A 24,559-nucleotide genomic window follows, 5' to 3' on the forward strand; every position below is an offset into this window, starting at 1 on the left:
TTAAGGTACACGAACAGTTTCACCAATCCAACACCCTACTCTATAACTTGCTCCTGAAGACATTCCTTTTTGGAAAATTAACTTTTTAGATGGTACATTCTTTTTATAACTAGAAATATATCTTCCTGCTCCACATCCTGGGTCTACTTTATTCGCTTTTAAAGCTTTGTTTAAGGCTGCTACATATACCATTCTTTTTTCAAACTCATCGCTACCACAAGAGTTTGCACTTCTTTGGTATAAACTTGCAATGAATAAGTAAGCTTTCCCCATATTAGGGTTATACTTTAAAGCTTCATAAGCCAAAGCTCTTGCTCTACTTCCTCCTGCACTTTGAGCTTCTCTTAACTTATATTTCGCCTTTTTAAATGGATCCGTTTCTAAATCGAATGCTTTTTTTCTCATTTCAGCAGCTCCGCTGTTGTCTCCATTCTTAGCTAAAACCCCTGCTAAGAAGTTATAAGCATCAGCTGATTGCGTTACTTTAGCGTATTCATTTGCTAATTTCTCAAACAAAGGATCTGTTTGACACTCTTTATTATACATTCTTGATACCGCTCTTTTTAACCAAACTCCGTTTGTTTTATTTTCTTCGAAATCTCTAGAGTAAATCGGTATTAATCTTTCACAAGTTGCTATCTTAGAAATTTTAGCATCTAAACCACCCTCTACTTGACCTAATGAAGAAGAGTTGATTGTGTATGCTCTTAAAAGGCTCTTTTCTCTAGAAGTAATCGTTCCTACAGAATCTTTTTCTTGTAATTGTGCTATTTTCTTGCTGTAATCTTCTAATTTTTCACCTACAGACTCCATTACATCATCGTATGTATCAAATACTTTTTGAGGATTGGCATCTTGGTATTTATCAGCAATCATTTGGAAATATCTAAAGATATTTTTAACCCCCATATCCTTAGGAGAAATATTGTAAGACTTCTTTAAGATTTCAAAAACCTCTGCATCTGATGCTAATTTATTGTCTATTAAAAACTCTGCATAATCACTATGCGCTTTAGCTGTACCATTGTCTGGAAAGTTAGCTAATCTCGTTTCATATACTTTCTTAGCTAAAACCGGATCTTTTAAGCTTTCAGCAACTTTAGCTCCATACTTATAAATGTTAATAGATAATGTAGCACAGTTATCTAATAAATATTCTAAATTAGGTTTTGCTTGAGCATATTTCTTCGTAGTAGCATCTCCTTTAAAAAGATTATACTTGATATGACACTCTTGGCTTGCTTGCGCTTTCGCTCCATTTACGGCTACAAACAAAAATAATCCTGTTAGTAAATACGTAATTTTTTTCATCGTTCTCAGTTTTTGTTAATCTATTCGTCTTTTTTCGAACCAGTTAATACTGTTCAAAGATAAACTTAATCTTAGGTTAAAATAGTTTTCTTTTATTAAGTTATTGTTAGTCGTTCCTCGTTGTCCGTACTCAAATCCTACATTTACGTTTGATAATTGTCTCGGTAATGGCAATCCTAATCCAACATTTATGCCAAAGTCTTTTACTGCAGTAAAATTATCCGTTGTCTTTACTAACAATCCAGTATCTTCAAAACGCAATCCTGCTCTGTAGGTTACTCTATCCCAATAACTTGAAATAGAATTAATTTTAGGAATATAATATCCTCCTATGGCAAACTTACTTGAATCATCATACTTATGTGATGAACCATCAGCTATAAAAACACTGTTACTTCCAAGTGCACTTTGGAATTCTTGATTCACTTCTACATACCATTTATTTTCTTTTCCTAAACCAAAACCATAAGTACTTTTTAAAGGTACATTTATGTTTCCATCAAGTGTTCTGTTAAATAACTCATCTCTTGGAACCTCTTGTCCAGAGCCATTAAACGATAATGAGTACATTTTTTCAGACCCTTTAGCAGACAAATCGGTAGACATCGTAAATGAGGCACCAGTAGATAGTTGTAATTTATTTTTCAGCTCGGTTTTATACTGTAAACCTAATTTAAACTGTCCGCCTCTAACATTGAATGATTCTTCGTGTTTAGTTGCCAACGTTACATCCGATCTTTTATTTAAAATACTGTTGTCAACATTTCCAAAAATAAAGCCCGCTTCTGCACCTACCGACAATCCTTTGTATACATACATACCAAAGCTTGCGTAGATTTTATTAGCTCCTCCTTCTCCTGTGAACAAAGTAATATCATCAGTATTTTCTCCATCTAATAAAGAATACCCTACAGAAGAGAATGGTTGTAACCCTAGAGATAACCCGGCTTTTTTTCCTATTGGAAAACCTAATGAAATATACCTTAAACTTGTTGAGTTTGCTGTTTGAGAAGCGTCTTGTTCTTTTATTGTTAAAAAGGTTAAACTACCTCCTAAAACATAAGTTGCCGCTCTTAAGTCAGCGTTTGACGCTGGGTTTGTAAAATTTAGGTGGTGATAATCTTTCATTGCAACACCAATACCTCCCATAGAAGCTTGTTCTACTGTTACTGCCTCAAAATTTTCACCTATTCCAAAATAAGAATACGGTGAAGCACTATTTCTTTGTGCTAATATTGCTGACGTAGTTAGTACAAAAACTCCTAATATAAATCTCTTAATCATTCGCTAAATTGTGTATCAAAATAGTATGTAACCCCTCCAAAACAAAATTTGGATGGGCAAATATGACACTTTTTAATTGTTTTGACAAAAAATATGTATCTCCACCTGTTAAAACTACTGTTAAATCTGGATATTTTTTTTGATATTGTGCTATAATTCCGTCTATTTCATTACAAATTCCATTGATTACTCCAGAATGCATTGAACTTTGAGTATCTACACCAATAAAATTTTCTACTTCATTAGCTTCTAGTAACGGTAATTTAGAGGTAAAAGTATGTAATGCCTTATACCTCATAGCAATCCCTGGTGAAATTGCTCCTCCTAAATACTCCCCTTTTTCATTAATAAAGTCATAGGTTATACAAGTACCAGCATCTAATACCAGTACATTTCGGTTGGGGTATTTTTTTATTGCTGCCGACGCTAATGCGATTCTATCGACTCCTAATGTTTTTGGGGTCTTGTATAAGTTTTTAAATGGAACCTTTGTATTTGAATCTAAAAAAAAGGGATGTAAGAATTTTTCCATTTCTTGCATCTCTTTCTCTGAAAAATTGGCTACAGATGACACAATACTCTTCGAAATTGGAAAACTTGAAATTATTTTTTTTAGCGCAGAAATTATATTTTCTTTTTCAAAAACAACGACTTCTTTAACAGTATCTATTTCAAAAACAGCGACTTTAACTCTTGTATTGCCTACGTCTATAATTAGGTACATATTTCTTTTTTTTGAACGTGTAAATTTACGTCACATTTTTTTAAAGTTTTTACTTTGTATAATTAAAAAACGATTGTATATTTGCATCCGCTTAACGAAAGTAGCAACTGGTGCCTTAGCTCAGTTGGTAGAGCAAAGGACTGAAAATCCTTGTGTCCCTGGTTCGATTCCTGGAGGCACCACAATAAAACTCGTAGCGCTTGTTACGAGTTTTATTTTAAAGATGTTACTTTTTAAGCTATGACTGGTGCCTTAGCTCAGTTGGTAGAGCAAAGGACTGAAAATCCTTGTGTCCCTGGTTCGATTCCTGGAGGCACCACGATAAAAACCCGAACAAATTTGTTCGGGTTTTTTAGTTAAAAAAAGTAAAACATCCATAGCTACAACACTTATCACTACAATTATTTTAAACATCAATTCTTGCTCCTATCATCAAAGGAGTGTAAACTTTTATTTCAATTTTAGCAGTTTCAGTACACATAAAACTAAAGGATTCTTGTTAAAACCTTTATTAAATATAGCTTATAAGTACTTGCTTTTTTAAAAGCTTATATATAATCAAATTTTCTTTAATCATTTTTGTAGTTATATATTTGTTTATTTTTAAATTGGTCATGTTAAAACAAGACCTATTAACACTTTTGTAAGGCCTTATCATATCTTAAAGATAACAATGAAACACGCTATTTATGTATCTCTCAACATTGTTGAGTATTGATGCTTCTCTTATGAGTAAGGTTGAAAGAAAAAAAATTGCAAAACATGAAAATATTAATCAACTCATTAAGTTTTTTGCGCTACATGCAGTAAACGTTATAACGCTTTGGTTAACAGATCAAATCTATACTCTTGCTGTTAATGTTAATCAGAGTTAAGCATTAAGCGTTTTAAAAGTTGTGATAAATGAGTTAAAATAAAACAAGAATGAATAACACCAAATCTCGCTGGTTACAAGATTTCAGAAGGTTTGTCCCCTTAAAAAGTCAATTTTTCCTTTCAGGTAATATTAAGGATTTTCAGTTACTGAAAAACGATTTTGGCACCTACAGTTGGCATCGATTAGAAAATGTAATAGACTCGGAATTAAAAAGCATGGGCTATGCACATGTGATTTACTACAATCCATTGACTGGTTTTGATATTCCTTTTTTTACAGAAACCCCAGAAGACAAAAAAGCTCTTTTTCAAAAACTTCAAATCCCACTTCAACAAGAAGGTGTCTATAACGACTTACAAACCTTTAATACCGTATTACAAAGGATTATTCACTATCCTGATGAACCCATTGGCTTGATTGTCGATTTCGCCTCTCAGTTTTTAATGAACCCTGAAAATCTGGTAAAAGCAGAGCACGATTCATTTAGTATGGCTCATATTTTATCTCAAACTACAGAAACCAGACCTTACGGCAACCCTCCAAATCCTTATTATAATATCGTAATTTGGATAGTAGATAAAGAAGGTGATTTGCCCGATTGGATGGTAGTTAACAACCCAAAAATAAGACATATACCTATTGGAAAACCCAATCATATTGCTCGTAGAAGATTAGTGCATCCAATTATAGAGAGCTTAAGTAAAGACAAAAACAATGTAGATGCTATAGTTACTGAATTTGTAGACGAAACCGAAGGCTTATTACTGTTAGACTTAGTAGCAATTATAGAGTTAGCTAGGTCAGAAACTATACCAATTTCCATGATTGCAGATGCAGTACGACGATACAAAGTGGGTGTAACTGAAGACCCTTGGATGAAAATTGAACGTAGCAAAATTGAAAACAGTGAAGCTTATATCAAAGAACGTGTAAAGGGGCAAAACCATTCCGTACAACATATTATGGATATTGTAAAACGGGCCATCACTGGAGTGGGGAATTCTAAAAGAAATAACCGCCCAAGAGGTGTAGTTTTCTTAGCAGGACCTACTGGTGTTGGGAAAACCGAATTGGCTAAGACCTTGACCAGTTTATTGTTTGGTGATGAAAGTGCTTATATTCGGTTTGATATGTCTGAGTTTAGCGCTGAACATTCTGATCAACGGTTAATTGGTGCTCCTCCAGGATATGTTGGTTATAATGTTGGTGGTGAACTCACCAATGCTATCAGAGAAAAACCATTTAGTGTAGTCTTATTTGACGAAATTGAAAAAGCACACCCTAGAATATTAGATAAATTTCTTCAAATTCTAGACGACGGAGTACTTACGAGTGGACGAGGTGACACCGTTTATTTTTCTGAAGCACTGATTATTTTCACTTCAAACCTAGGGATTTATAAAAATTCGACTACAGGTGAACGATTACCAAATGTAACTTATGAAGATAGTTTTGAAACAGTTGAAAAAAAAGTACGACATGAAATCGAAAGCTATTTTAAGTTTGAACTCAATCGACCTGAACTACTCAATAGAATTGGAGACAACATTATTATTTTTGATTATATACGTAAAGATGTTGGTGAAATGATTTTTGATATGATGATGAAAAATAATATTAAAGGGATTCAAAAACAATTGGGTATTATACTACATATTCATCCCGAAGTAATGCAAACGCTAAAAGAATTATCTGTTGCTGATTTGAATAATGGCGGTAGGGGTATTAGAAATAAAATTGAATATCATTTTATCTCACCTTTTTCCAGAGCTTTATTCACATTAAATCCAATTAAAGGAGAAACGATAGAAGCAACTTCTATTTCTTTTGAAAACCGAAGCACTACCATTCATCTAAATAAAAAATAATCGAATGGATATAGGAATCTCACGTTTACATTTTCCAGTAACTACACTTGGCCCAGGACAAAGAATTGGCATCTGGTTCCAAGGGTGTTCTATACATTGTGAAGGCTGTATTTCAGCAGATACCTGGCAGTTCAACAGCAATTCAATAAATATAAAAGAAGTGACAAATCTACTAAAAAAGTGGCTTCCAAAATGTGATGGCATTACTATTTCTGGCGGCGAACCTTTTGATCAAGAGCCTGCTTTAGAAGAGTTACTAAAATTTCTTAAGTCTTATAAGCTTTCCGTTCTAGTATATAGCGGATATTCTTTTCAGAAGTTAAAAAATAAAAAAGTTATACAAGAAGAATTGATTGATGTGTTGATTTCTGAACCTTATGACTATACAAAAACTCAAACCCAAGCCTTATTAGGAAGTGATAATCAACAAATTCATTTTCTTACTGATTTAGGAGAACAAAGCTTTACTAAATACTTGGGCAAAAAACCCGATAAGAAATTGGACATACAGTTTGATGATCAGACACTTTGGATGGCGGGTATACCTATTAATGGAATGAATAAAATAACGGAAAGCTTTCGGAAAAATGAAGTTGAAATAACTAACACACAATCGGTAATAAAGCAAAACAAGAAATGAAATACGTACGACTTTGCCCTGCATGTAATAGTGAACGACCAGTAACTGAAATGTATTGTCAAAATTTAATCGGTAATTCACCTTGTAGTTGGTTATTGATGAATGTGCCCCAAACTCCAGTTGGCGGCCGAGTCGAAATTCAACATGAAGCTGAAGAATCAATCAAACGATTTTGTAAAAACGAGCATGAAGTTGGAGAAGACGATTTTATGTGCATGGAATGTGGTGCTGATATTCAAGAGTTAACAGTTCAGGAAGAAGAAACTATTAAACAAATAGATTCATATACCATTATTGAATCTGTCGAGATTTCAGGAGCTACTAAAGAATGTTTTTTAGTTAAGGATACTGATGGTAAACGCTTTTTTTTAACTTATTATCATGAAAATTCTGAACCTGATAAAGCAATTTATGATGTACTACACCGAGCAGATGTGGATCATATTGCACAATTGGTTAAAACAGGCTATTGTAACAATCGCTTTTTTGAAGTTTCAGAACATATCCAAGGAGGATCTCTCAATGATTTAGGATATATCAAAGAAAATAGAATTGAAACTCTGGTAAATGAAATTAGTCGAGCACTTCGAGATTTCTCAGAAGCGGGCTTTAGGCATCGTAATCTATGTCCTAAAAACATTCTCATCCGTGACAATGAAACCTTTGATTTGGTGATTATCGATTACAGTTCTGCAAGATTATCAGATTATGACCTCGATACCGATACACCTTTACAATTAACCAGATATACAGCTCCGGAAGCTATAATTGGTGGAGTAAGTCCTGCTTCGGATTGGTGGAGTTTAGGAATGATAGTTTTAGAGCAAACTACCAAAGGAACATTCTTTCAAGGTATCAACGACAAAGCATTTATGATCCATTTGGTAACCAGAGGTGTTCAAATTCCAGAAGGCATTGATGAACGTATACTTTTATTACTAAAAGGTTTGTTGTGTAGAGACCCTCTAAAACGATGGCGTTGGGAACAAGTGGAAAAATGGTTGAATAAAGAATACGTTGCACCTCCTATAGAAGTTACTCTTGAGGTTGATCATAAAAACGAAAAAACTATACAACTCGGAGATACATTCTATACCAATGTAAGCTATTTTGCACTTGCAGCAGCTGAGGAGAATAATTGGGAAGAAGGTTTGGCTTTATTTACTTCGGGTGAAATTTCAAATTGGATAAAAGAAACCCTTGGCGAAGGTAAAATAACTGCTACTATCAGAAATTTGCGTTCTAAAGAGAATATTGATTTAGAATGGCGATTTTCATTAGCTTTAATGCACCTCAATGAAGCTTTACCGCTTACTTGGCGAGGACAAATTATTATTCCTGCTTGGTTGCTTAGCAACCCTACACTCGCTTCAGAACTTATAGCAGGAGACATTCCTGATTATTTGGATACTCTTTCACGCGAAAAATGGTTGGTCAACCTTAAAAGTAGAAAGCAAAATGTATTACATAAAGCAAAGAGTTTGGATATTGAATTAGATTGTGATAAGTTCAAGATCAATTCTCTAAGCACTTCTAGGGTGCGATTAAAATCTGAATTAAATCTTTTACGTCAAATTTATCCTGATGCCAAAAACATCAGTCTATCGGATTTAATGGGAGACATCCGACTCAGTGAAGAAGATTTAATACTAGTTTTAAGCGCCCAACAGGATCAATTTATCCCCTTAGAGCAATTGATTAAAGATGCCTCTAATTTGGCGATAAAAATAAAAATTGAGTCTAATGAAAGCTTCTTCCGAGAGGTTCTAATAAAACCCAGATTAGAGATTTACGAATCACTACATGAACATTTAGAGGGCTTTTCGCAGAGTAATAACGACCACTTAAATCGTTGGGCAGATCGTTTCAGAATAGAAAGGCGACTACCAATATTGCAATCGATTTTGTGTTTATCAATTCCCAAAGAAGAATGGGTCATCCCACCTAAGCATGAATACGCGTCTAGCTTATTGAATTTTTTTGAAAGAAAGATTATTCATACTGCCTCCAGAGGACCTTTGGTAAGGTTAATTATTTCTAAACATTCCCCTCGTTTAGATTTAAAAGCATTAGGTACACCCTTAAAACCTTCTGAAAAACTACTCAATAGTATTATTAATCGCTCATCAAGTACGGAAAAAATAGACCCACTAAGTTTCAGTCAAGACCCATTACTTAGTTACCGAACAAGAAGATTAGCTTTACGAACAGCAAACTTTAAGCGCGATACAGGTTTGGATTCTTTGTATTTAGGATTTCCTTTTTTAATTAATCAGTTCAAAAAAAACAATCGCCCCCGAATCTTGCCTATTATCCTATGGCCAATTACACTGGATTTTAAAAACCGTTCAAATCCTACATTAGAAATTGGTTTTGACAAGGTTCGTGAAGAAATCCGACTGAATCCAGCACTTTCAAGTTCCTTAGAGGCTGAGGAATACAAAAGAATAACACAAATTTATCAAGAGATTTTAAGTAGACAATCTTTAAATATTTCAGAGGTTATAGATGCTTTCGGTTCATTTGTCAAATCTAAGGCTTCAAAGCTTGTTACTCATCCAGAAATCACTTATATGATGGAAAATACAGGTTTGGAACTACATGGCTCTGGAGTGATTTTTAATGCTAATTTTACAGGTCAATCAATTAGTGAAGATTTGCGTTTGCTTCAAAAACTACCACATTCGGGAACGGCTATGGAACCAATTTTAAGAATCCACACACCACAAATACCCGAATATGAGCCTATACAATCAGAAAACAATCGCTTTACTGTAGTAAATGTAGACCCTTCACAAGAACGCGCAGTAATACATAGTCGGTTAAAACCTGGTATTGTGATTGAAGGTCCTCCAGGTACAGGGAAAAGTCAGACAATTGTCAATATTATTTCCGATTGTATTGGAAGGAAAGAAAAAGTATTAGTAGTCTCTCAAAAAAGAGCAGCAATTCAGGTAATTATGAAGCGCTTGGAAGCCGTAGGCCTAGACAAAAGAGCACTCTCTATCACTGATATTACCAAAGACAGGCAAGAAATTATTCGGAGTATTCGCGAACAGGTTTCTTTAGATTTAAACGAATCCGAACAACAAAATATACTTAAAAAAATTACATTTAAACGAAATGATCTAACCAAACAAATAGACAGACTGGAATCGGAATTAAATACAATCTCTAAGGAGATTCATGTACTTGATGAGCAAGCAGGCGCAAGTTATCGAAACATTTTATCTGAACTCATTGAAATTCAAGACAATGATTATATTGATATTCCTGAAGCACGGAATTTTTTAGAAAACATTTCAGCAGATGAATTGAATATTCTTGAAACAGAAATCAGCACGTTAATACATGATTGGCTACCTTCGAAATATGAAGATAATGCACTCTCTAATTTAAAAATTACACAATATGATGACCCTACAAAAAAAGTAATTAAACAAAATATAGAACGATTTAATGAGGTTGAAACAAAAAGAGTAGACTGTATAAAACAAACCACAGGTGTCTATGATAATGAACACGCTCAATTCTATAGAACATGGTTGTATAAAAACGAACAAAAACTCCTAAATATTACTGATAAAGAAGCCAAAAATGCTAAAATTTGGTTTGATTTGATTTGGGATGAATTCAATGAAAAATCCATTGGCGATGATATTCTTAATGATTTGAAAAAATTATTGGAAGATCTCAAAAATTTGATTTTCAACTATAAAAAAGTCAATTTTTCTATTTTTTTAATACAATCTGAAGATGAAACTCTAGAAAAAATAATTCAAGCTTGTGATAATCACCTAAACAAATCCATTTTTAAGTTTCTTAACCCTTTAACATGGAAACATCAGTTTCGATTGAAAAAAATTCTCAAAAAATTTAAACTTCATACTAATAAAGAAAGTATAAACCGACTAAAAACAAATTCGGAATACGAAATTACTTTTAGAGCATATCGAAATCACTTTAATAATGTATTAAGAAAGTTAAACAACACAGTAGAGCCTAATACCGAACCCAAGTTTCTTGCTGTAAAAATTAGTGGTAAAATTAACGAACTATTGGAAACGATTGTTTTAGCAAAAGCACTAAAACAATGCCCTCTAAAAGACGAAGCTAAAAAAGTTTTGAAATCTGGTAAGAAAGTCGAGTTTCAAAACTTTATAAGAGAGTTGAACAATGCCAATAAACGTTTTGAAAAAAGACAAGAATCATACGAAAAACTGACTGACCTAAAACAATGGTTAGAAGATTCTAGTTTTAAAACTTTCCTTTCAAACATAAAAAATAACGATGTAGATTTGTCGGTTATTCAGATGATGTCTCAGGACATTAACCACTTTATTCCATATCAAAAATTCAGGATAAGACTAGGAGGTAAACCTCAACAAGACATCACTTTACACCTTTTAACTATTCTTAGAAATTACGAAGAGCAAATTGCTCAATATGCTTCAGAACGTTGGTCTAAAATTATCCGAAAAACAATACGACGAGAAGGTTTGTTGGGTTGGAAACAACGTATTGAAAAGCAAACACCAGCCTTACTAATGGCTGATAGTGATATTGACCAAAATGTACAATTACTGGAAAATAATTTGGCTGAAATAAAAGCATTAAACAAAGAATTACTTACCCTAAACTATGATTTTGAAAAAATTGGCTCAAAATCACGATGGCACAGCATTACGCGACTACGAGGACAGAACTATAAAAAACTTCGAGAATTTATTCATTTAGGTGACGATTTAGGTTTAATGGATATTCGTCCAATTTGGTTGATGAGTCCAGAGGTTGTTTCGCAAGCCTTACCATTACAAGCGGGGTTGTTTGATGTGGTAATTTTTGATGAAGCTTCTCAAATGTTAATCGATCATTCTATTCCCTCACTTTATCGTGCAAAACGTGTAATTATAAGTGGTGATGAAAAGCAAATGCCTCCGGCAAATTTCTTTGGTCATAAAATGGATGATGACGAAGGTGTAGGTTTAAATATCGAACTCAGTGAGGATAATTCTGAAGAAGAGTTAACACTATACGAAGAGGCTTGGAATAAAAAAGAAGTCAAAGATTGTCCAGATTTATTGACATTAGCCAAAACGGTTCTTCCCACCACAACACTTCAAATTCATTACCGTTCTCAATACAAGGCGCTTATCAACTTTTCTAATCATGCCTTTTATTCTAGTCAATTACACATTCCTGCTTATCATCCCAAAAACGTAATTGAAAAAACAAAACCACTAGAAGTCATTCGAGTAAATGGTATTTATAATGAACAAACCAACGAAACTGAAGCTGAAGTACTAATTGAATACTTATATAACCATTGGCAGTTGCCCGAAAATGAAATTTTAAGCACAGGTATTGTAACCTTCAATAAAAAGCAGGCAGATCTTATAGAAGATAAAATTGAAGAAAAAGCACTTTCAGATGAAGTCTTTATGGAAGCTTTAAATCGTGAACGTAACAAACAACAAGAAGGAGAAGCCATGGGCTTTTTTGTTAAGAACGTAGAAAATGTTCAAGGAGATGAACGTGATATGATTTTGTTTAGCACTACATTTGGTTTTAATAAACAAGGAGTTTTCCGCCGCAATTTTGGAGCCCTCGGTCATCGTGGAGGAGAAAGGAGACTCAATGTAGCTATTACAAGGGCAAGACATAAAGTTGTTATTGCCACTTCAATGCCCATTAAAGATATTTCTGACATGCTTTCCACTGGACGATCTCCATCAAAACCAAGAGATTATATTCAGGGTTATTTGAAATATACTGAAACACATTTTGATAATCAGATAGAAGTTGCTAATCAATCATTAAAAAGACTTTCATTAAGAAAAACCAAAGAAAGCAAAGCTCTAAAAAATGATGGTTTTAAAAATACTGTTAAAAACTACATTCACAGTTTGGGCTATGAAACCGTAGAAAATAATGATAACAATGTTTTTTATTTGGATTTAGCCATTGAAGACAAAAAAACAGGAAGGTTTGTAATTGGTGTTGAATGTGATGTACCTCACAATCCATTACTTAAAAATGCAAGACATCGTGAAATATGGCGTCCATTGATTTTGAAGAAATCGATTCCTCATATACATAGAACTACCTCTTATAAGTGGTTACAAGATACAGAGAATGAAAAATTAAGGCTGAAACACGCCATAGAAAATGCTTTAAACATAACACCATGAGCGGACCAAAAGTTATACGAATCGTTACCCCAGCAGAGCGAAAATTGATAAAGCAAAGGTGGTTAACTCGATTAAAAAACAAAATAGAACAAGTGAAGGCTTATGCCATCAAACACAATATGTTTACAGAAGAACTTCAAACTGCTTTGAATGAAACATTGGAATATTACCAAAATATTTCAGAAGATGATTATAGGAAAATAGAGCGAGAAGTTTCTGGACAAATTGAGTTTCTAGATAAGGAAAAGAAGAATTTGGTAAAAAAAGTAGTTAAAATTAGAACTTCTAAATGGGAATCATTTAAGAACCTAAAGAGTACACATAACGAATTACGTTTCTTACTTAAAAAGAAAAGTATTGATTTTCAAGATTTCGACACTCCATCAAATATAAATGAAATAGAAGAATACCGTGAAAAAGTAGATTATTTGTACAGCCTTTTAAAAGAAGCTTATTTTGACTCTCAAACATTAACAGATGAACAAAAAGCTATTCAAGAACGATTATCTTCTGGTGAAAGCTTGCTATCTGTGCAAAAATGGCGTTCCGATCGTCCTAAAGTGGTTTCCAGACTAAAAAAGTTGGAAAACGCATTGAAGAAAATGTATATTTCTGAAATTTCTCAGAACAAAATACAGGAGTTTATGGATCGTTGTACCGAATTAGATGAAGAAGCCCCTAATTACGATTTGTTATTGAATTCATTAACTATCCAGGTAGCCGAATTCAGTAAAAATCAATTAGCATTACGAGAAGCTAAAGAAAAACTTAAAACAGCCGTTGACCAATTGGAATCTTTAGAATTGAACCTGAATTTTATTGATAAATGGATGGTATTACTTAATTCAAATAATCTAGATGATATAAAAAACACCTCAGAAAAAGCTAAATATTTATATGCTGAAATTTCGGAGAAAATCATTATTGAAACCAGACGAAAGGCTATTAAAAAGGCATTGCAAAATGCAGGTTATGAAGTTAATGACACAATGGAAACTGCATGGGTTGAAAATGGAAGTTTAGTAGTAAAGAAAGCAAAAAGTTCGTTATATGGCGTAGAGTTTATGAGCCCCAAAAACCTAAGTCGTATCCAAGCACGAGTTGTTGCCGATAAAAACAGAAGTCACGAACGTAGCCCAAACCTCGATAAAAACCAAGAGGAAGTTTGGTGTGATGAATTTCATGATATCAAAGCTATTTTAGAAAGTCAGAATTTGTCTATTGTTATAGATAAGGCTGAAGAAACAGGCTTAGTAAAATTAAAAGAAGTTACTCTAGGTGATAGTTATGTAAAAAGAGAAGTTAAAACAAAGAAAAGAAAAAAGCTTTAAATTTAATAAATCGATACTCAAACCTTTATACAGCATTGTGACACATATTACTATTTTAGAGAAAAATAGTACGATAATGAAACTCGGTAAATTACCGAGTTTCATTATTTATTTTAACTTAAATTTCATTTCAACAGGCAAATGGTCTGATGCTTTCCCGAACTCTTTTAACACAGCACCCCCTACATATTCTATAGAATCTTCCGTGTAAAAAATATAATCAATACGCTCTACTGGTTTTTTTGTGTCAAATGTATTTTCAGGATTTTCACTTAAGAAAGCAGCATTGCCTACTCCATCCATTGCAAACATTTTTTGAATAACAGCTTCACTATCTCTTGCTTTTGAATTAAAATCTCCTAATAAAATTGTAGCAGATGTCTTTCTATACTTGTTAAAAAGATTCAATACGTACTCAAACTGCCTTGCTCTGGTTGTTTTATCAAATGCTTCTAAATGCAAATTTATTACTACTACCTCTTTTCCTTCTATCATAATTTTTACCACTTGTACCAGTCTGTCTAAATACAACGCATCTCTATAAAAAGGATTATCCGCTACTCGCTCTAAAACTATACGTTCATAATCTTTTAGCTCGTACTTACTTAAAATTGATTGCCCTGAAACTATTTTACCAAAATGCATGCTTGGTGGCCAATATGGAAAAGGCACGTAATGCTCATCCCAATTTACACCTCTAGCCACATAATTGTAACCTAATTCTGCTAATTTTTCTTCTTGGTTCACCTCATATGATCTCGCCGCATTATAATCAACTTCTTGAAGCGCTATTATGTCTGGATTCACTTTTTTAACCTCTGTAAGCACTTTTTTTAAGTTTGATTCAAATAGTTCTTTAGGTTTAGCTATTGCTCGATTATTTGTCATCCCGCTCAAATATCCAATATTGTATGTTACAATACTATATATGGAATCATTATCTACTGTACTTGTGTAGTTGTGCGTAATGATTTTTGCGTATTCTGCTTCATTCATTGTTGGAGACGATGCCCAGAAAAAAAATACCGCAAATCCCCCAACAACTAATAATAAAAACCTTAATGCAATTCTAAAAATAGACTTCATAAAAAATTAAAAAAATGTTAAAAAATGCTTTCAAATTTAAACTTTTTTAAGCTCCTGTGGTCTTAGAGATGTAAAATAATTAAAACCTTAAAATTTAATAACATGAAGAAATTACTAACACTCTTGATTTTAGCAGTTGGTTTTACTGCTACCACTCAAGCACAAAAAAGAAATAAAGCTGAGCATGAAAAATTAACCGTAGCACAAAAAACGGAACTAGCGGTAAAAAAAATGACCTTACAACTCGATTTAACTGAGGCTCAACAAAAACAAATTACTCCTTTAATAGCTAAACAGGTTGCTGAGAGACAGAAAATGTGGGCTAAGAAAAAAGCAATGAAAGAAAGCGGTAAAAAAGCTACAGCAGACGAACGTTATGCTATGAAAACTAAAATGCTTGATAAACAAATTGCATACAAATCTGAAATGAAGCGCATTTTGAATGAACAGCAATATGAGCGTTATGAAAAAATGACTGCAAGAAAAATGAAAAGGCATAAAAAGAAAGCAGCTCACAAAAAATCAAAAAAAGGTAAGCCTACAAAAACACATCAGGAAGAAAAATAAATTTAACTTATTAGTAGATTAGTTTTTGATTGAAAAAAGCTCGGTTTTGGAAACAGAACCGGGCTTTTTACTATTCAATTACTCTTTAAACCAGCTTGAGTATTTTACATAATTATTGGCAATCCTGTCAATTTCTCCTGAAATAAGCTCTTTAGAAATATCTTTTACTTTTTTTGCAGGTACTCCTGCATAAATACTTCCGCTTTCAATATGCGTATTTTTAGTTACAACTGCTCCTGCTGCTATTATAGAATTTGACTCTACTATACAATCATCCATAATAATACTTCCCATACCTATCAATACATTATCGTGAATAGTACATCCATGCACTAACGCATTATGACCTATCGATACATTATTTCCTATAGTAGTTGGCGATTGTTGATACGTTGCATGTATAACTGCGCCATCTTGCACATTTACTTTGTTGCCCATTTTTATATAATGTACATCTCCGCGAATAACTGCATTGAACCATATACTACATTCTTTTCCCATTACTACATCTCCTACAATAGTTGCATTTTCAGCAATGTAACAATCCTTTGGAATTTGAGGCTGTTTCCCTCTTACTGCTTTTATAATTGGCATAATTTTATTTAAAATATGATAATAAATTTGCTTTTTTAGATGCTGAGACCATAATTTCTTTTCCGTTTGACAGCACAACACTTCCTCCTTTTCCTTTTTTATACTTTGTTATTTCATTAACATTGACTAAAAACGATTTGTGTACTCTAACAAAAGAACTATCTTTTAAAGCTTTTTCAAAATATTTTAGTGTTTTACTGACTAATTTTTTAGAATTCTCAAAATAGATTTCGGTATAATTATCATCTGCTTTACAAAACAAAATTTCATTCACCGCAACTACTTCAAATCCATCTTGTTGAGGAATCGTAATTTTACCATTTACTTGATGTGTTATTTTTGGAGTTAACACAGCTGCTTCTAACTCATTTTCTCTCTCTTTTATTTCAGTTACAATGCCTACTGCTTTAATCAATTCGTCTATTGAAATTGGCTTTAACAAATAATAAGTTGCCTGATTGTTTAACGCCTCAATAGCGTAATGATCATAAGCAGTTACAAAAACCGTTTCAAAAGTTTGGTGTGTTACTTTTTCTAACAAATCAAAAGCATTTCCAAAAGGCATTTCTACATCTAAGAACACCAAATCTAATTCGTATTTTTCAATTAGTTTTTGCGCTTCTTCAATATTACTTGCTTCCCCTAACAACTCAACATTGGGACAATATTTAGCTACATAATTTCGTAGTATATCTCTACTTATTTGCTCATCTTCAACTATAATTGCTTTTATGTTCATCGCTACTTTTCGTCTTTTTTTAGTGTCAATTCAACCTTAGTTCCGCTTCCGTCTTCAAAAGCATCTGAAACCACCACTGATATTTTATCTTGATACATATCATTTAAAATAGCAATTCTATTTTTAATGGTACTCATTCCTTTTGATTTCTGTTTGAGTTGGTTCTTCGTCTTCATTTCTATTGACTTCTCTCTACCAATCCCATCATCTTTAATTAAAATAGTAATAGAATCATTGTTTTTGGGAAGCATTGAAATTTGAAGTTTTCCTTTTTCTTTTTTGTATCGAAGCCCATGCCAAATGGCATTTTCTATATACGGTTGCAATAACATTGGTGGAATTGAGTATTGTTCTAGCGGTATACTTTCTTCAATATGGATGTTATAATCGAACTTGTCTTTAAACCGGTTGTACTCTAACCTTACATACAATTCTAATAACTCTATTTCTTTCGTTAATGAGATAAAATCTTCATCTGAATTTTCTAACACCGAACGCATCAATGCTGAAAATTCTGACAAATATCGATTAGCGCTTCGCTCATCATTTACTGCGATAAAGCTATTCACAGAGTTCAGTGCATTAAAAATAAAGTGCGGATTCATTTGTGAACGCATCGACTTCAATGCCAGTAAATTATTAGCTAACTTTTGTTGTTTATTCGTTCTAAACATAAAATACACTAACAAAATCATTAATAAAAAACTCCCGATTAATGAATAAATAATCCATTTTTGACGCCTGTTACTTTCCGCTACTAATTGCTGATCTTTATAGGCTAAATTAATTTTACTGTCAGCTAATTTTTTATCCTTCTCTAGACTTACTATTCTATTTTGATTATCTAAAATACGTTTACTAAAACGTTTTACTTGTTGGATTTCTTGTTCTTTTCGTGAATATAAAGTATCTACTAATTGTACATAGCTTTGATAAGCTTCAAGCGCTTCTATATAATTACCTACCTTTTCATATGCTTCAGAAAGCCTACGAGTAGCATCTTTTCCTATAATTAAATCCTTATTTTTATCAGCATCCTCAATACTTTTTTTCAAATATGGAATTGCTTCTTCATATTCAGATTTTTGTAAGTATGCACTCCCTATTTTATAGTTAATCTTTTGCGAGGTAATTGAATCGACCAAAGATTCGTTATTTTCCGCTTCTATAACTATGTCATCTGCTTCTTTTAAACTTTCTTTTCGCAACTGAATTTCTTCATCATATCGTTGATATCTATTATAAAAATCAGCCACTTTTTGTTGCTCTTTTAACGATCGTTTTTTGTTTTCTTCGGATGCTAATTTTAACGAGTTTTTAAAATAACCATCTGCTTTTTGAGTGTTTCCTTCTGCCGCAAAAACTTCTGCTAACTTAGAGTTTAGATCTGTTATTTTTGGAGTAATTAAATTCTTTTTTGCAATTTCTAGTGCTTTTTCGTAATTGGACTTTGCTTGATTGTAATTCTGCTGTGCTAAGTGTACATCTCCCAATCCTTGATAAGCAGTTAAACGCAAATAATTATTAAGCACTCCGCTTTGTAAGCTTTGTAAATAATTTTGTTCACTTTTGTTATAATCTTCTGATAAAAACGCTGCTTTTGCCAGTTTCAAACGAACCCTAGGTGAATTTACTTCTTGCAAAGAAATTTGATAATTCTCTATTGCCAAATCGTATTGCTTCCAATAAAGATATACATCTGCTAATTCTTTGAATACATTAGCTCTTTGACTTTTACTTGGATTCGTTAACAAAGTCTTTTCAACAAAAGACAAGCTTTTATCAATATCTTTCTTTTTATAAAACTGAACAGAATCTAAATATTGTAAATATAAGCCTGTTTGTTTTCTTGCACTATAAGAACTTCGTTTTGATTTTCTTTTAGCTGTAAAGCCTTCTACTTCCACCTTTATATCTTCATCATCTTTAATTGTATAAAAAACACGATTAAAATTAGGGTGCGACACTTCTAATTGGCTTCCTGCTGTAGCTTTTACAGTATAATTTCCTGTTATTTCAGAAAACTGAAAAGTTCGTCCGTTTACTTCTACTATTGCATCTTTAATAGGCTGGCGCGTTTCTCTACTCACCACTTGAACTTTTACTGAAAATTCTTTCGGCAATTCTTTATCTACTTGAGAGAAGACTCCCAAAGACAGAAAAAGAAATAATATGTATATTTTTTTAATCATTTACAGGATAATATTCAATGGCTTTAAATCTTTCATCTGTCAAATCAATATAAAAATAGTGTATTTTCTCTTCATTTTTTTCTGACTTTACATTATGTAGTGTTTTAAAATACAACCTATTATTTACCTCTACTAACTGTGTGTTTAACAGCTTTTGATTTGGTCGTGAGATCTTCTTAAATCCAGAACCATTAATTTTACTAATATACAAACTAGTATCATCCTCTAAACCTAACTTCTTATCATCATTTGTATCAGCATCAATAACTTTATATAAAAGAATTTGCTGTTTTGTTTTATCAAAAATAGTTCTTAAAAACTCTACAGAAGAAATTTTAATATTCTCTCTAGTTAAAGAGGTTAATACATCTGAATCTATTTTTTGAAACTTTAGATTTGTCATCATTCCATTAAGCTGATTTTCATAGGAATTAGTCAAATGATAAACTCCTTCACTACTTGAAGACTTTAAGAAATAACTTTTATCCATATTACTTTTTACATATCCTATTGGATGAATAAGATACAATGTGCTATCAATATGAAATGGTAAATCGGCCACTCTTATTAGAGTTGTATCAATTTTAATCTCTTTTCTGTTTTTATCTAAAACGGTTACTTCTTTAATTTCATTTTTAGCATTCTGCTTACAACTAACAAGTAAGACCCCCAAAAAAAGGAATCCCAAAATCGTTTCTTTTTTCATACTTATTAACTTTTATTTCTGTAAACATACTTACTAAAAACCACACAAAAAAACGACTATCACACCAGAACATTATAAAAAGTAGTCAAAAAATGGAGCTTACTCATTTAGTTAACCTTTTTCCTAAATGAAATAACCCGTTCACTCATTTTCGATTTTTTAAGAAGAAAGTTGGAAGTAGTTTTGAGTAGAAATTAACACCAATCAAACTTTTACCCAATTAATAACTAAAAACAAAAATCATGAAAACGCACACATTAAAAGTATTTTTCTTTTGCTTAGTACTACTAACGACAACTACGTTTGCTAATGAAAATCAACCTGCAAAAAAAGCTAAAAAGCAAACTGTAAAAGTTGCTTTATTACTGGATACAAGTAATAGTATGGACGGACTTATCAATCAGGCAAAAGCACAATTATGGGAGATTGTAAATGAATTATCGTTTGCTAAATGCAGCGGTATTACTCCTAACTTAGAAATTGCTTTGTACGAATACGGAAACTCTAACTTATCTTCTAAAGAGGGGTATATCCGACAAGTTTTACAATTTACTAGCGATTTAGATGAAATTTCTGAACATCTTTTTTCTTTAAATACTAATGGTGGAAGTGAATATTGCGGGCAAGTAATACAAACTTCTTTAAACGAATTAGATTGGGGAGCTAATAAACGTGATTTAAAAATGATTTTTATTGCGGGAAACGAACCTTTTACACAAGGAAAAATTAATTATAGAGATGCTATTACCAATGCCAAAGAAAAAGATATTACTATAAATACTATTTTTTGTGGTGATTATAACCAAGGGATTACTGGAAGATGGCAAGATGGAGCTATTTACGGAGGTGGTGATTATATGACTATTAATCAAAACAAACACATTGTACATATTGTAACACCTTATGATAACGATATTATTATTTTAAACAAACGTTTAAATGACACTTACATTCATTATGGTTCTTACGGATATTCTAAATACAGTAACCAAGCAAAACAAGATATGAATGCTGAAAGTTTAGATGAAGCTGTAGTAGTAAAACGTGCCGTAACTAAAAGTTCTAAACTATATAAAAATGCTGAATGGGATTTGGTGGATGCTTCAGAAGAAAAAGAAATTGATTACAGCGCATTAAAAAAGAAACAACTTCCTAAACAGTTACAAAACAAATCTACCAAAGAAATTAAAGTGTATGTTGAAAAGAAACGTAAAGAACGTGCTGAAATTCAGCAAAAAATTCAAGAGTTAAATAAAAAAAGAAAGGCTTATGTAGCTAAAAAACAACAGGAAAGTTCTAAAAAAAATGAGTTAGAAAGTGTTATGATTAAAGCCATCAAAAAACAAGCAAAAAAGAAAAATTACTCTTGGTAGTTTTGATTGGGGTTTGGTTAGTTGAAGCGGAGTAAAACTCCGCTTTTTTTATGTCATCATTCCGACCAACGAGAGGAATCTCCTTCAAAGAAACAGTAAATATTTTTAATAAATAGCATCAAAGCCTTTCAAATTTCTCACTTTCGTTACACTACAGTTCGAAATGACATTTCGTTTATTTTACTAGCAAATCTTGACCAATACTAATGTTATTATCACTTAGTCCATTTACTTCTTTTAATCGTTGTACCGAAATATTGTATCGTCTCGATATAGAATACAACGTATCACCTTTTTGAACTTTATGAGAACTTGTTTTATAAGTTGGTGTTTTCGCTGCTAGAGAACCGTCTCGTCTTACTCTATCGTATTTATCTAGATTATACTTTCTTATAATAGAAATTAATTTTTGAGGATATTTTTTGTCCGTTGCATATCCTGCTCTTTTTAATCCATAGGCCCAACCTTTATAGTCTGTATGTCTTAATCTAAACAGGCTTGCATATCGTTTACGGGTTAATAAAAACTGCGAGTGGTCTTCATACGAAGTTTCCGGATATTTGTATTTTCTAAAACACTCTCCTTTTTCATCATCATCATGAGTTACACTATATCCTTGCCAACCTCTATGGCATTTAATTCCGAAATGATTATTAGATCTAAGGGCTAATGGACTTCTTCCACTACCTGATTCTAACACTCCTTGCGCCAAAGTTATACTAGCTGGTATACCGTGTTCGTGCATTTTCTTAACTGCAATTGGAGCAAACTTTTGAATATATGCCTCGGTATGATTCGTTGTAGTTTTTAATGGTTTCTGTATTTGTTCTAACTGAGGTAACTCAGGCACTTTTTCTTCTCTGGGCTCTAAAACCACCTCATTCGGTGTATTTTTTACTACATTTTTACCTGATCCACAACTTGTCAATATTACAGCACACACTGCTAAAAAAACTACCTTTATTCTCATTAAACCTTTATTAACTCTTGTTTTTTATTTTTTAATTTCTGATTTACTCCTGCAATACCTTGTAAACCCCCTGTATGTATTGCTAATAATTTACTACTTATAGGAAATGTACCTTTTGCTACTAAATCCAAAATTCCAAACAACATTTTTCCTGTGTAAATAGGATCTAGCAAAATACTTGTTTGTTCATTAAATTTATTTATAAAACGGATTAGCTCCTCATTATATTTTCCGTAGCCTCCAAAATGATACTCATTTTGTATACTCCAATGCTCATTTTGATTTATAAAAGGTTTGATTTCATTTACTAAAAAATCGCCTTTTAACGCAGGAAAACCAATTACTTTTTGATGTTTTTTTGCGGTATTTATCAATCCAGAAATGGTTCCTCCAGTACCTACTGCACAACAAATATAATCGAATTTTTCATCTTCATTTGTTAAAATCTCTTCACAACCTTTTACCGCTAATGCATTCGTTCCTCCTTCTGGAACTAGATAAAAATCACCAAACTCTTTTTTTAACTGATTGATGAATTCTTCAGAAGTTTTGTTTCGGTAGCTTTCTCTTGTAATAAACTTAAACTGCATACCATTCTCAAATGCATTTCTCAAAGTTTCATTTTTGGAAAGCGTCTTTGCTACATCTTTTCCCAGTTCATCACCTCTGATAACTCCAATAGTTTTAAATCCCGCTATTTTCCCTGCAGCAGCAGTAGCTGCAATATGATTTGAAAAAGCGCCTCCAAAAGTCAGCAAGGTTTCTTTCCCCTGTCGTTTTGCTTCTTCAATATTGTATTTCAGTTTTCTGAACTTATTCCCTGAAACAAATGGATGGATGGTGTCTTCCCTTTTTACAAAAAGCTCAATTCTTTTTGTTTTTAAAATAGGCAAATCAATTTGTTGATTCTCAGGAATAGGAATTTCTAGTTGAAACAGCATTTTTAAAAAATTATCAACGCAAAAATAAGTCTTTAATCTATTTCTAGCTTATACCCTACTCCGTGAATATTAGTTATTTTTATAGAAGTATCGTCTTGTAACTTTTTACGAAGTTTAGAGATATAGGTATCTAAGCTTCTTCCAACAACCACTCCGTTATCTTCCCAAACTCTTTTGGTTAATTCTTCTCGTTTTATAATCTCGTTAGGTCTGCTGATAAAAATTTCTAACAACTCGCATTCTTTTTTAGATAAACTGATTTCTACAGCTTGTTTTACTAACTTGTGTTGCTCTGGGTAAAACTCAAAAATCCCTAAACTTACTACATTCGTTAGGTTATTAGTTGTCGCTGTTTTATTTTTCCTCTTTTTTTGATATACAACACCTACAAGTACAATTATTAAAAACAGTAATCCATAAAAAATAAACTGATTATTATTTGACGTGCTTGTTTTAAGAAATTGAACTTCTATAAAATAACAGTTAGTAGGCAACGTTCTTCCTTTGCAAGGGATGATTGCTTTTTCTTCTTTTTTTTGCATTTCGTAGCTATACACTACTTCCTCATCATCACAATTTTTAACCTCTAAAATGTAATTTGTTGGAAAACTTGACTTTTTAAAACTCCTATTCACTAAAGTTACCAAACCACCTGGTTCAATCTCCAAATTGTTCTGAAAACTTAGCTTAAAGGTTGATTTACTCAACTGTTGCACAGGTAAAACTAATGAGGTAGTATCTTCATTGCTTAGCAATAACTGGTGTCCTACATTTCGAAGTGAAACTTTTACACGTTCTGAAAAATTTTTGTTAACAGTACACGAAGTAAACAGTGTTATTACAACAAATAAGGAGACACTTATTTTGTTAGTTATTAAATTAGAATTCTTACTCATACTGTTTACAAATATCCTACTTTTCAATCGCTTTAAGCAATAGTTGACATTTCTTTTACACTTTTTTGACATTTTTCACTCTGTTTTTCCGACCAGAAGGAGGAATCTTATTAAAATCAGTAACTCACGATTTTAAGATTTCTCCCTTCGTTCGAAATGGCATTATTTTTTTATATTTAAACTAAAAAATTGAAATAGGATAAAATTGCTGAAACTTTAGTTTGACCTGACCTTAAAGAAAATAACAGTAATTTTATTTCTTGTATAAC

General features: G+C 32.4%; 17 protein-coding genes and 2 tRNA genes. 8 read left to right on the forward strand and 11 right to left on the reverse strand.

Annotation, left to right across the window (positions count from 1 at the left end):
- The 3 genes from ACN0WY_RS02050 to ACN0WY_RS02060 are packed head-to-tail and all read right to left on the reverse strand — an operon-like array spanning position 1 to position 3,319.
- Positions 1–1,311, reverse strand: coding sequence for a hypothetical protein (locus ACN0WY_RS02050; RefSeq protein ID WP_330487514.1), 1,311 nt, complete (start codon positions 1,309–1,311; stop codon positions 1–3).
- Between the two features lie 15 nt (positions 1,312–1,326).
- Complete coding sequence (locus ACN0WY_RS02055; protein WP_417799393.1) at positions 1,327–2,595, reverse strand: hypothetical protein; 1,269 nt, start codon at positions 2,593–2,595, stop codon at positions 1,327–1,329.
- Positions 2,588–3,319, reverse strand: coding sequence for a type III pantothenate kinase (locus tag ACN0WY_RS02060; RefSeq protein WP_417799394.1), 732 nt, complete (start codon positions 3,317–3,319; stop codon positions 2,588–2,590). Before ACN0WY_RS02060 ends, ACN0WY_RS02055 begins: the two co-directional genes overlap by 8 nt.
- 109 nt (positions 3,320–3,428) lie before the next feature.
- On the opposite strand from ACN0WY_RS02060, the gene ACN0WY_RS02065 reads away from it, so the two are divergent.
- The 6 genes from ACN0WY_RS02065 to ACN0WY_RS02090 all read left to right on the forward strand — a co-directional run bounded on the left by ACN0WY_RS02065 (position 3,429) and on the right by ACN0WY_RS02090 (position 14,226).
- A tRNA-Phe gene (locus ACN0WY_RS02065) sits at positions 3,429–3,501 on the forward strand.
- 64 nt (positions 3,502–3,565) lie between these two features.
- A tRNA-Phe gene (locus tag ACN0WY_RS02070) sits at positions 3,566–3,638 on the forward strand.
- A 605-nt stretch (positions 3,639–4,243) separates the two neighbouring features.
- Entirely contained in the window at positions 4,244–6,064 is a 1,821-nt protein-coding gene (locus ACN0WY_RS02075) for an AAA family ATPase (protein ID WP_417799395.1), read from the forward strand.
- Between the two features lie 4 nt (positions 6,065–6,068).
- Complete coding sequence (locus ACN0WY_RS02080) at positions 6,069–6,704, forward strand: 4Fe-4S single cluster domain-containing protein (protein ID WP_417799396.1); 636 nt, start codon at positions 6,069–6,071, stop codon at positions 6,702–6,704.
- Positions 6,701–12,895: a protein kinase domain-containing protein gene (locus ACN0WY_RS02085; protein ID WP_417799397.1), complete on the forward strand. Its 6,195-nt coding sequence runs from the start codon at positions 6,701–6,703 to the stop codon at positions 12,893–12,895. The genes ACN0WY_RS02080 and ACN0WY_RS02085 overlap by 4 nt, the downstream gene beginning before the upstream one ends.
- Positions 12,892–14,226 carry a hypothetical protein gene (locus ACN0WY_RS02090; RefSeq protein WP_417799398.1) on the forward strand — a complete coding sequence of 445 codons (1,335 nt, stop codon included), beginning with the start codon at positions 12,892–12,894 and terminating at the stop codon, positions 14,224–14,226. The genes ACN0WY_RS02085 and ACN0WY_RS02090 overlap by 4 nt, the downstream gene beginning before the upstream one ends.
- A gap of 108 nt (positions 14,227–14,334) precedes the next feature.
- Here ACN0WY_RS02090 and ACN0WY_RS02095 read toward each other — a convergent pair whose 3' ends face one another.
- Positions 14,335–15,312: an endonuclease/exonuclease/phosphatase family protein gene (locus tag ACN0WY_RS02095; RefSeq protein ID WP_417799399.1), complete on the reverse strand. Its 978-nt coding sequence runs from the start codon at positions 15,310–15,312 to the stop codon at positions 14,335–14,337.
- Positions 15,313–15,414: 102 nt separating this feature from the next.
- Between ACN0WY_RS02095 and ACN0WY_RS02100 the strand changes: the two genes are divergently transcribed.
- The gene (locus ACN0WY_RS02100) at positions 15,415–15,879 is read left to right on the forward strand and encodes a Spy/CpxP family protein refolding chaperone (protein WP_417799400.1); all 465 of its coding nucleotides are present in this window, start codon (positions 15,415–15,417) and stop codon (positions 15,877–15,879) included.
- 78 nt (positions 15,880–15,957) lie between these two features.
- On the opposite strand, the gene ACN0WY_RS02105 is transcribed toward ACN0WY_RS02100, so the two are convergent.
- Genes ACN0WY_RS02105 through ACN0WY_RS02120 form a run of 4 tightly spaced genes read right to left on the reverse strand, consistent with a single transcriptional unit; the run spans position 15,958 to position 20,110 of the window.
- Complete coding sequence (locus ACN0WY_RS02105) at positions 15,958–16,473, reverse strand: gamma carbonic anhydrase family protein (protein WP_330487521.1); 516 nt, start codon at positions 16,471–16,473, stop codon at positions 15,958–15,960.
- A gap of 4 nt (positions 16,474–16,477) precedes the next feature.
- A complete protein-coding gene (locus ACN0WY_RS02110; RefSeq protein WP_330487522.1) occupies positions 16,478–17,212 on the reverse strand; it encodes a LytTR family DNA-binding domain-containing protein in 735 nt (244 codons plus the stop codon).
- 2 nt (positions 17,213–17,214) lie between these two features.
- On the reverse strand, positions 17,215–19,404 hold the full coding sequence (locus ACN0WY_RS02115; protein ID WP_417799401.1) for a tetratricopeptide repeat protein: 2,190 nt from the start codon (positions 19,402–19,404) through the stop codon (positions 17,215–17,217).
- The gene (locus ACN0WY_RS02120; RefSeq protein WP_417799402.1) at positions 19,397–20,110 is read right to left on the reverse strand and encodes a hypothetical protein; all 714 of its coding nucleotides are present in this window, start codon (positions 20,108–20,110) and stop codon (positions 19,397–19,399) included. The genes ACN0WY_RS02115 and ACN0WY_RS02120 overlap by 8 nt, the downstream gene beginning before the upstream one ends.
- Positions 20,111–20,352: 242 nt before the next feature.
- On the opposite strand from ACN0WY_RS02120, the gene ACN0WY_RS02125 reads away from it, so the two are divergent.
- A complete protein-coding gene (locus tag ACN0WY_RS02125; protein WP_417799403.1) occupies positions 20,353–21,483 on the forward strand; it encodes a hypothetical protein in 1,131 nt (376 codons plus the stop codon).
- A gap of 175 nt (positions 21,484–21,658) precedes the next feature.
- Here ACN0WY_RS02125 and ACN0WY_RS02130 read toward each other — a convergent pair whose 3' ends face one another.
- Genes ACN0WY_RS02130 through ACN0WY_RS02140 form a run of 3 tightly spaced genes read right to left on the reverse strand, consistent with a single transcriptional unit; the run spans position 21,659 to position 24,290 of the window.
- A complete protein-coding gene (locus tag ACN0WY_RS02130) occupies positions 21,659–22,453 on the reverse strand; it encodes a glucosaminidase domain-containing protein (RefSeq protein ID WP_417799404.1) in 795 nt (264 codons plus the stop codon).
- Positions 22,453–23,394 (reverse strand): 1-aminocyclopropane-1-carboxylate deaminase/D-cysteine desulfhydrase, encoded by a 942-nt coding sequence (locus ACN0WY_RS02135; RefSeq protein ID WP_417799405.1) that lies wholly within the window; start codon positions 23,392–23,394, stop codon positions 22,453–22,455. Before ACN0WY_RS02135 ends, ACN0WY_RS02130 begins: the two co-directional genes overlap by 1 nt.
- A gap of 32 nt (positions 23,395–23,426) precedes the next feature.
- Positions 23,427–24,290 carry a response regulator transcription factor gene (locus tag ACN0WY_RS02140; RefSeq protein WP_330487528.1) on the reverse strand — a complete coding sequence of 288 codons (864 nt, stop codon included), beginning with the start codon at positions 24,288–24,290 and terminating at the stop codon, positions 23,427–23,429.
- Between the last annotated feature and the right edge of the window lie 269 nt (positions 24,291–24,559).

Source organism: Tenacibaculum sp., from assembly GCF_048269885.1.
Classification (GTDB): domain Bacteria; phylum Bacteroidota; class Bacteroidia; order Flavobacteriales; family Flavobacteriaceae; genus Polaribacter.

What these genes read in the sequence shown, in the direction of transcription:
- ACN0WY_RS02135 (WP_417799405.1), bottom strand. Translation starts at nt 23,394, where the DNA reads ATGCTGTTTCAACTAGAAATTCCTATTCCTGAGAATCAACAAATTGAT.
- ACN0WY_RS02110 (WP_330487522.1), bottom strand. Translation starts at nt 17,212, where the DNA reads ATGAACATAAAAGCAATTATAGTTGAAGATGAGCAAATAAGTAGAGAT.
- ACN0WY_RS02100 (WP_417799400.1), top strand. Translation starts at nt 15,415, where the DNA reads ATGAAGAAATTACTAACACTCTTGATTTTAGCAGTTGGTTTTACTGCT.
- ACN0WY_RS02075 (WP_417799395.1), top strand. Translation starts at nt 4,244, where the DNA reads ATGAATAACACCAAATCTCGCTGGTTACAAGATTTCAGAAGGTTTGTC.
- ACN0WY_RS02120 (WP_417799402.1), bottom strand. Translation starts at nt 20,110, where the DNA reads ATGAAAAAAGAAACGATTTTGGGATTCCTTTTTTTGGGGGTCTTACTT.
- ACN0WY_RS02115 (WP_417799401.1), bottom strand. Translation starts at nt 19,404, where the DNA reads ATGATTAAAAAAATATACATATTATTTCTTTTTCTGTCTTTGGGAGTC.
- ACN0WY_RS02130 (WP_417799404.1), bottom strand. Translation starts at nt 22,453, where the DNA reads ATGAGAATAAAGGTAGTTTTTTTAGCAGTGTGTGCTGTAATATTGACA.
- ACN0WY_RS02090 (WP_417799398.1), top strand. Translation starts at nt 12,892, where the DNA reads ATGAGCGGACCAAAAGTTATACGAATCGTTACCCCAGCAGAGCGAAAA.
- ACN0WY_RS02085 (WP_417799397.1), top strand. Translation starts at nt 6,701, where the DNA reads ATGAAATACGTACGACTTTGCCCTGCATGTAATAGTGAACGACCAGTA.
- ACN0WY_RS02105 (WP_330487521.1), bottom strand. Translation starts at nt 16,473, where the DNA reads ATGCCAATTATAAAAGCAGTAAGAGGGAAACAGCCTCAAATTCCAAAG.
- ACN0WY_RS02050 (WP_330487514.1), bottom strand. Translation starts at nt 1,311, where the DNA reads ATGAAAAAAATTACGTATTTACTAACAGGATTATTTTTGTTTGTAGCC.
- ACN0WY_RS02095 (WP_417799399.1), bottom strand. Translation starts at nt 15,312, where the DNA reads ATGAAGTCTATTTTTAGAATTGCATTAAGGTTTTTATTATTAGTTGTT.
- ACN0WY_RS02140 (WP_330487528.1), bottom strand. Translation starts at nt 24,290, where the DNA reads ATGAGTAAGAATTCTAATTTAATAACTAACAAAATAAGTGTCTCCTTA.
- ACN0WY_RS02080 (WP_417799396.1), top strand. Translation starts at nt 6,069, where the DNA reads ATGGATATAGGAATCTCACGTTTACATTTTCCAGTAACTACACTTGGC.
- ACN0WY_RS02060 (WP_417799394.1), bottom strand. Translation starts at nt 3,319, where the DNA reads ATGTACCTAATTATAGACGTAGGCAATACAAGAGTTAAAGTCGCTGTT.
- ACN0WY_RS02055 (WP_417799393.1), bottom strand. Translation starts at nt 2,595, where the DNA reads ATGATTAAGAGATTTATATTAGGAGTTTTTGTACTAACTACGTCAGCA.
- ACN0WY_RS02125 (WP_417799403.1), top strand. Translation starts at nt 20,353, where the DNA reads ATGAAAACGCACACATTAAAAGTATTTTTCTTTTGCTTAGTACTACTA.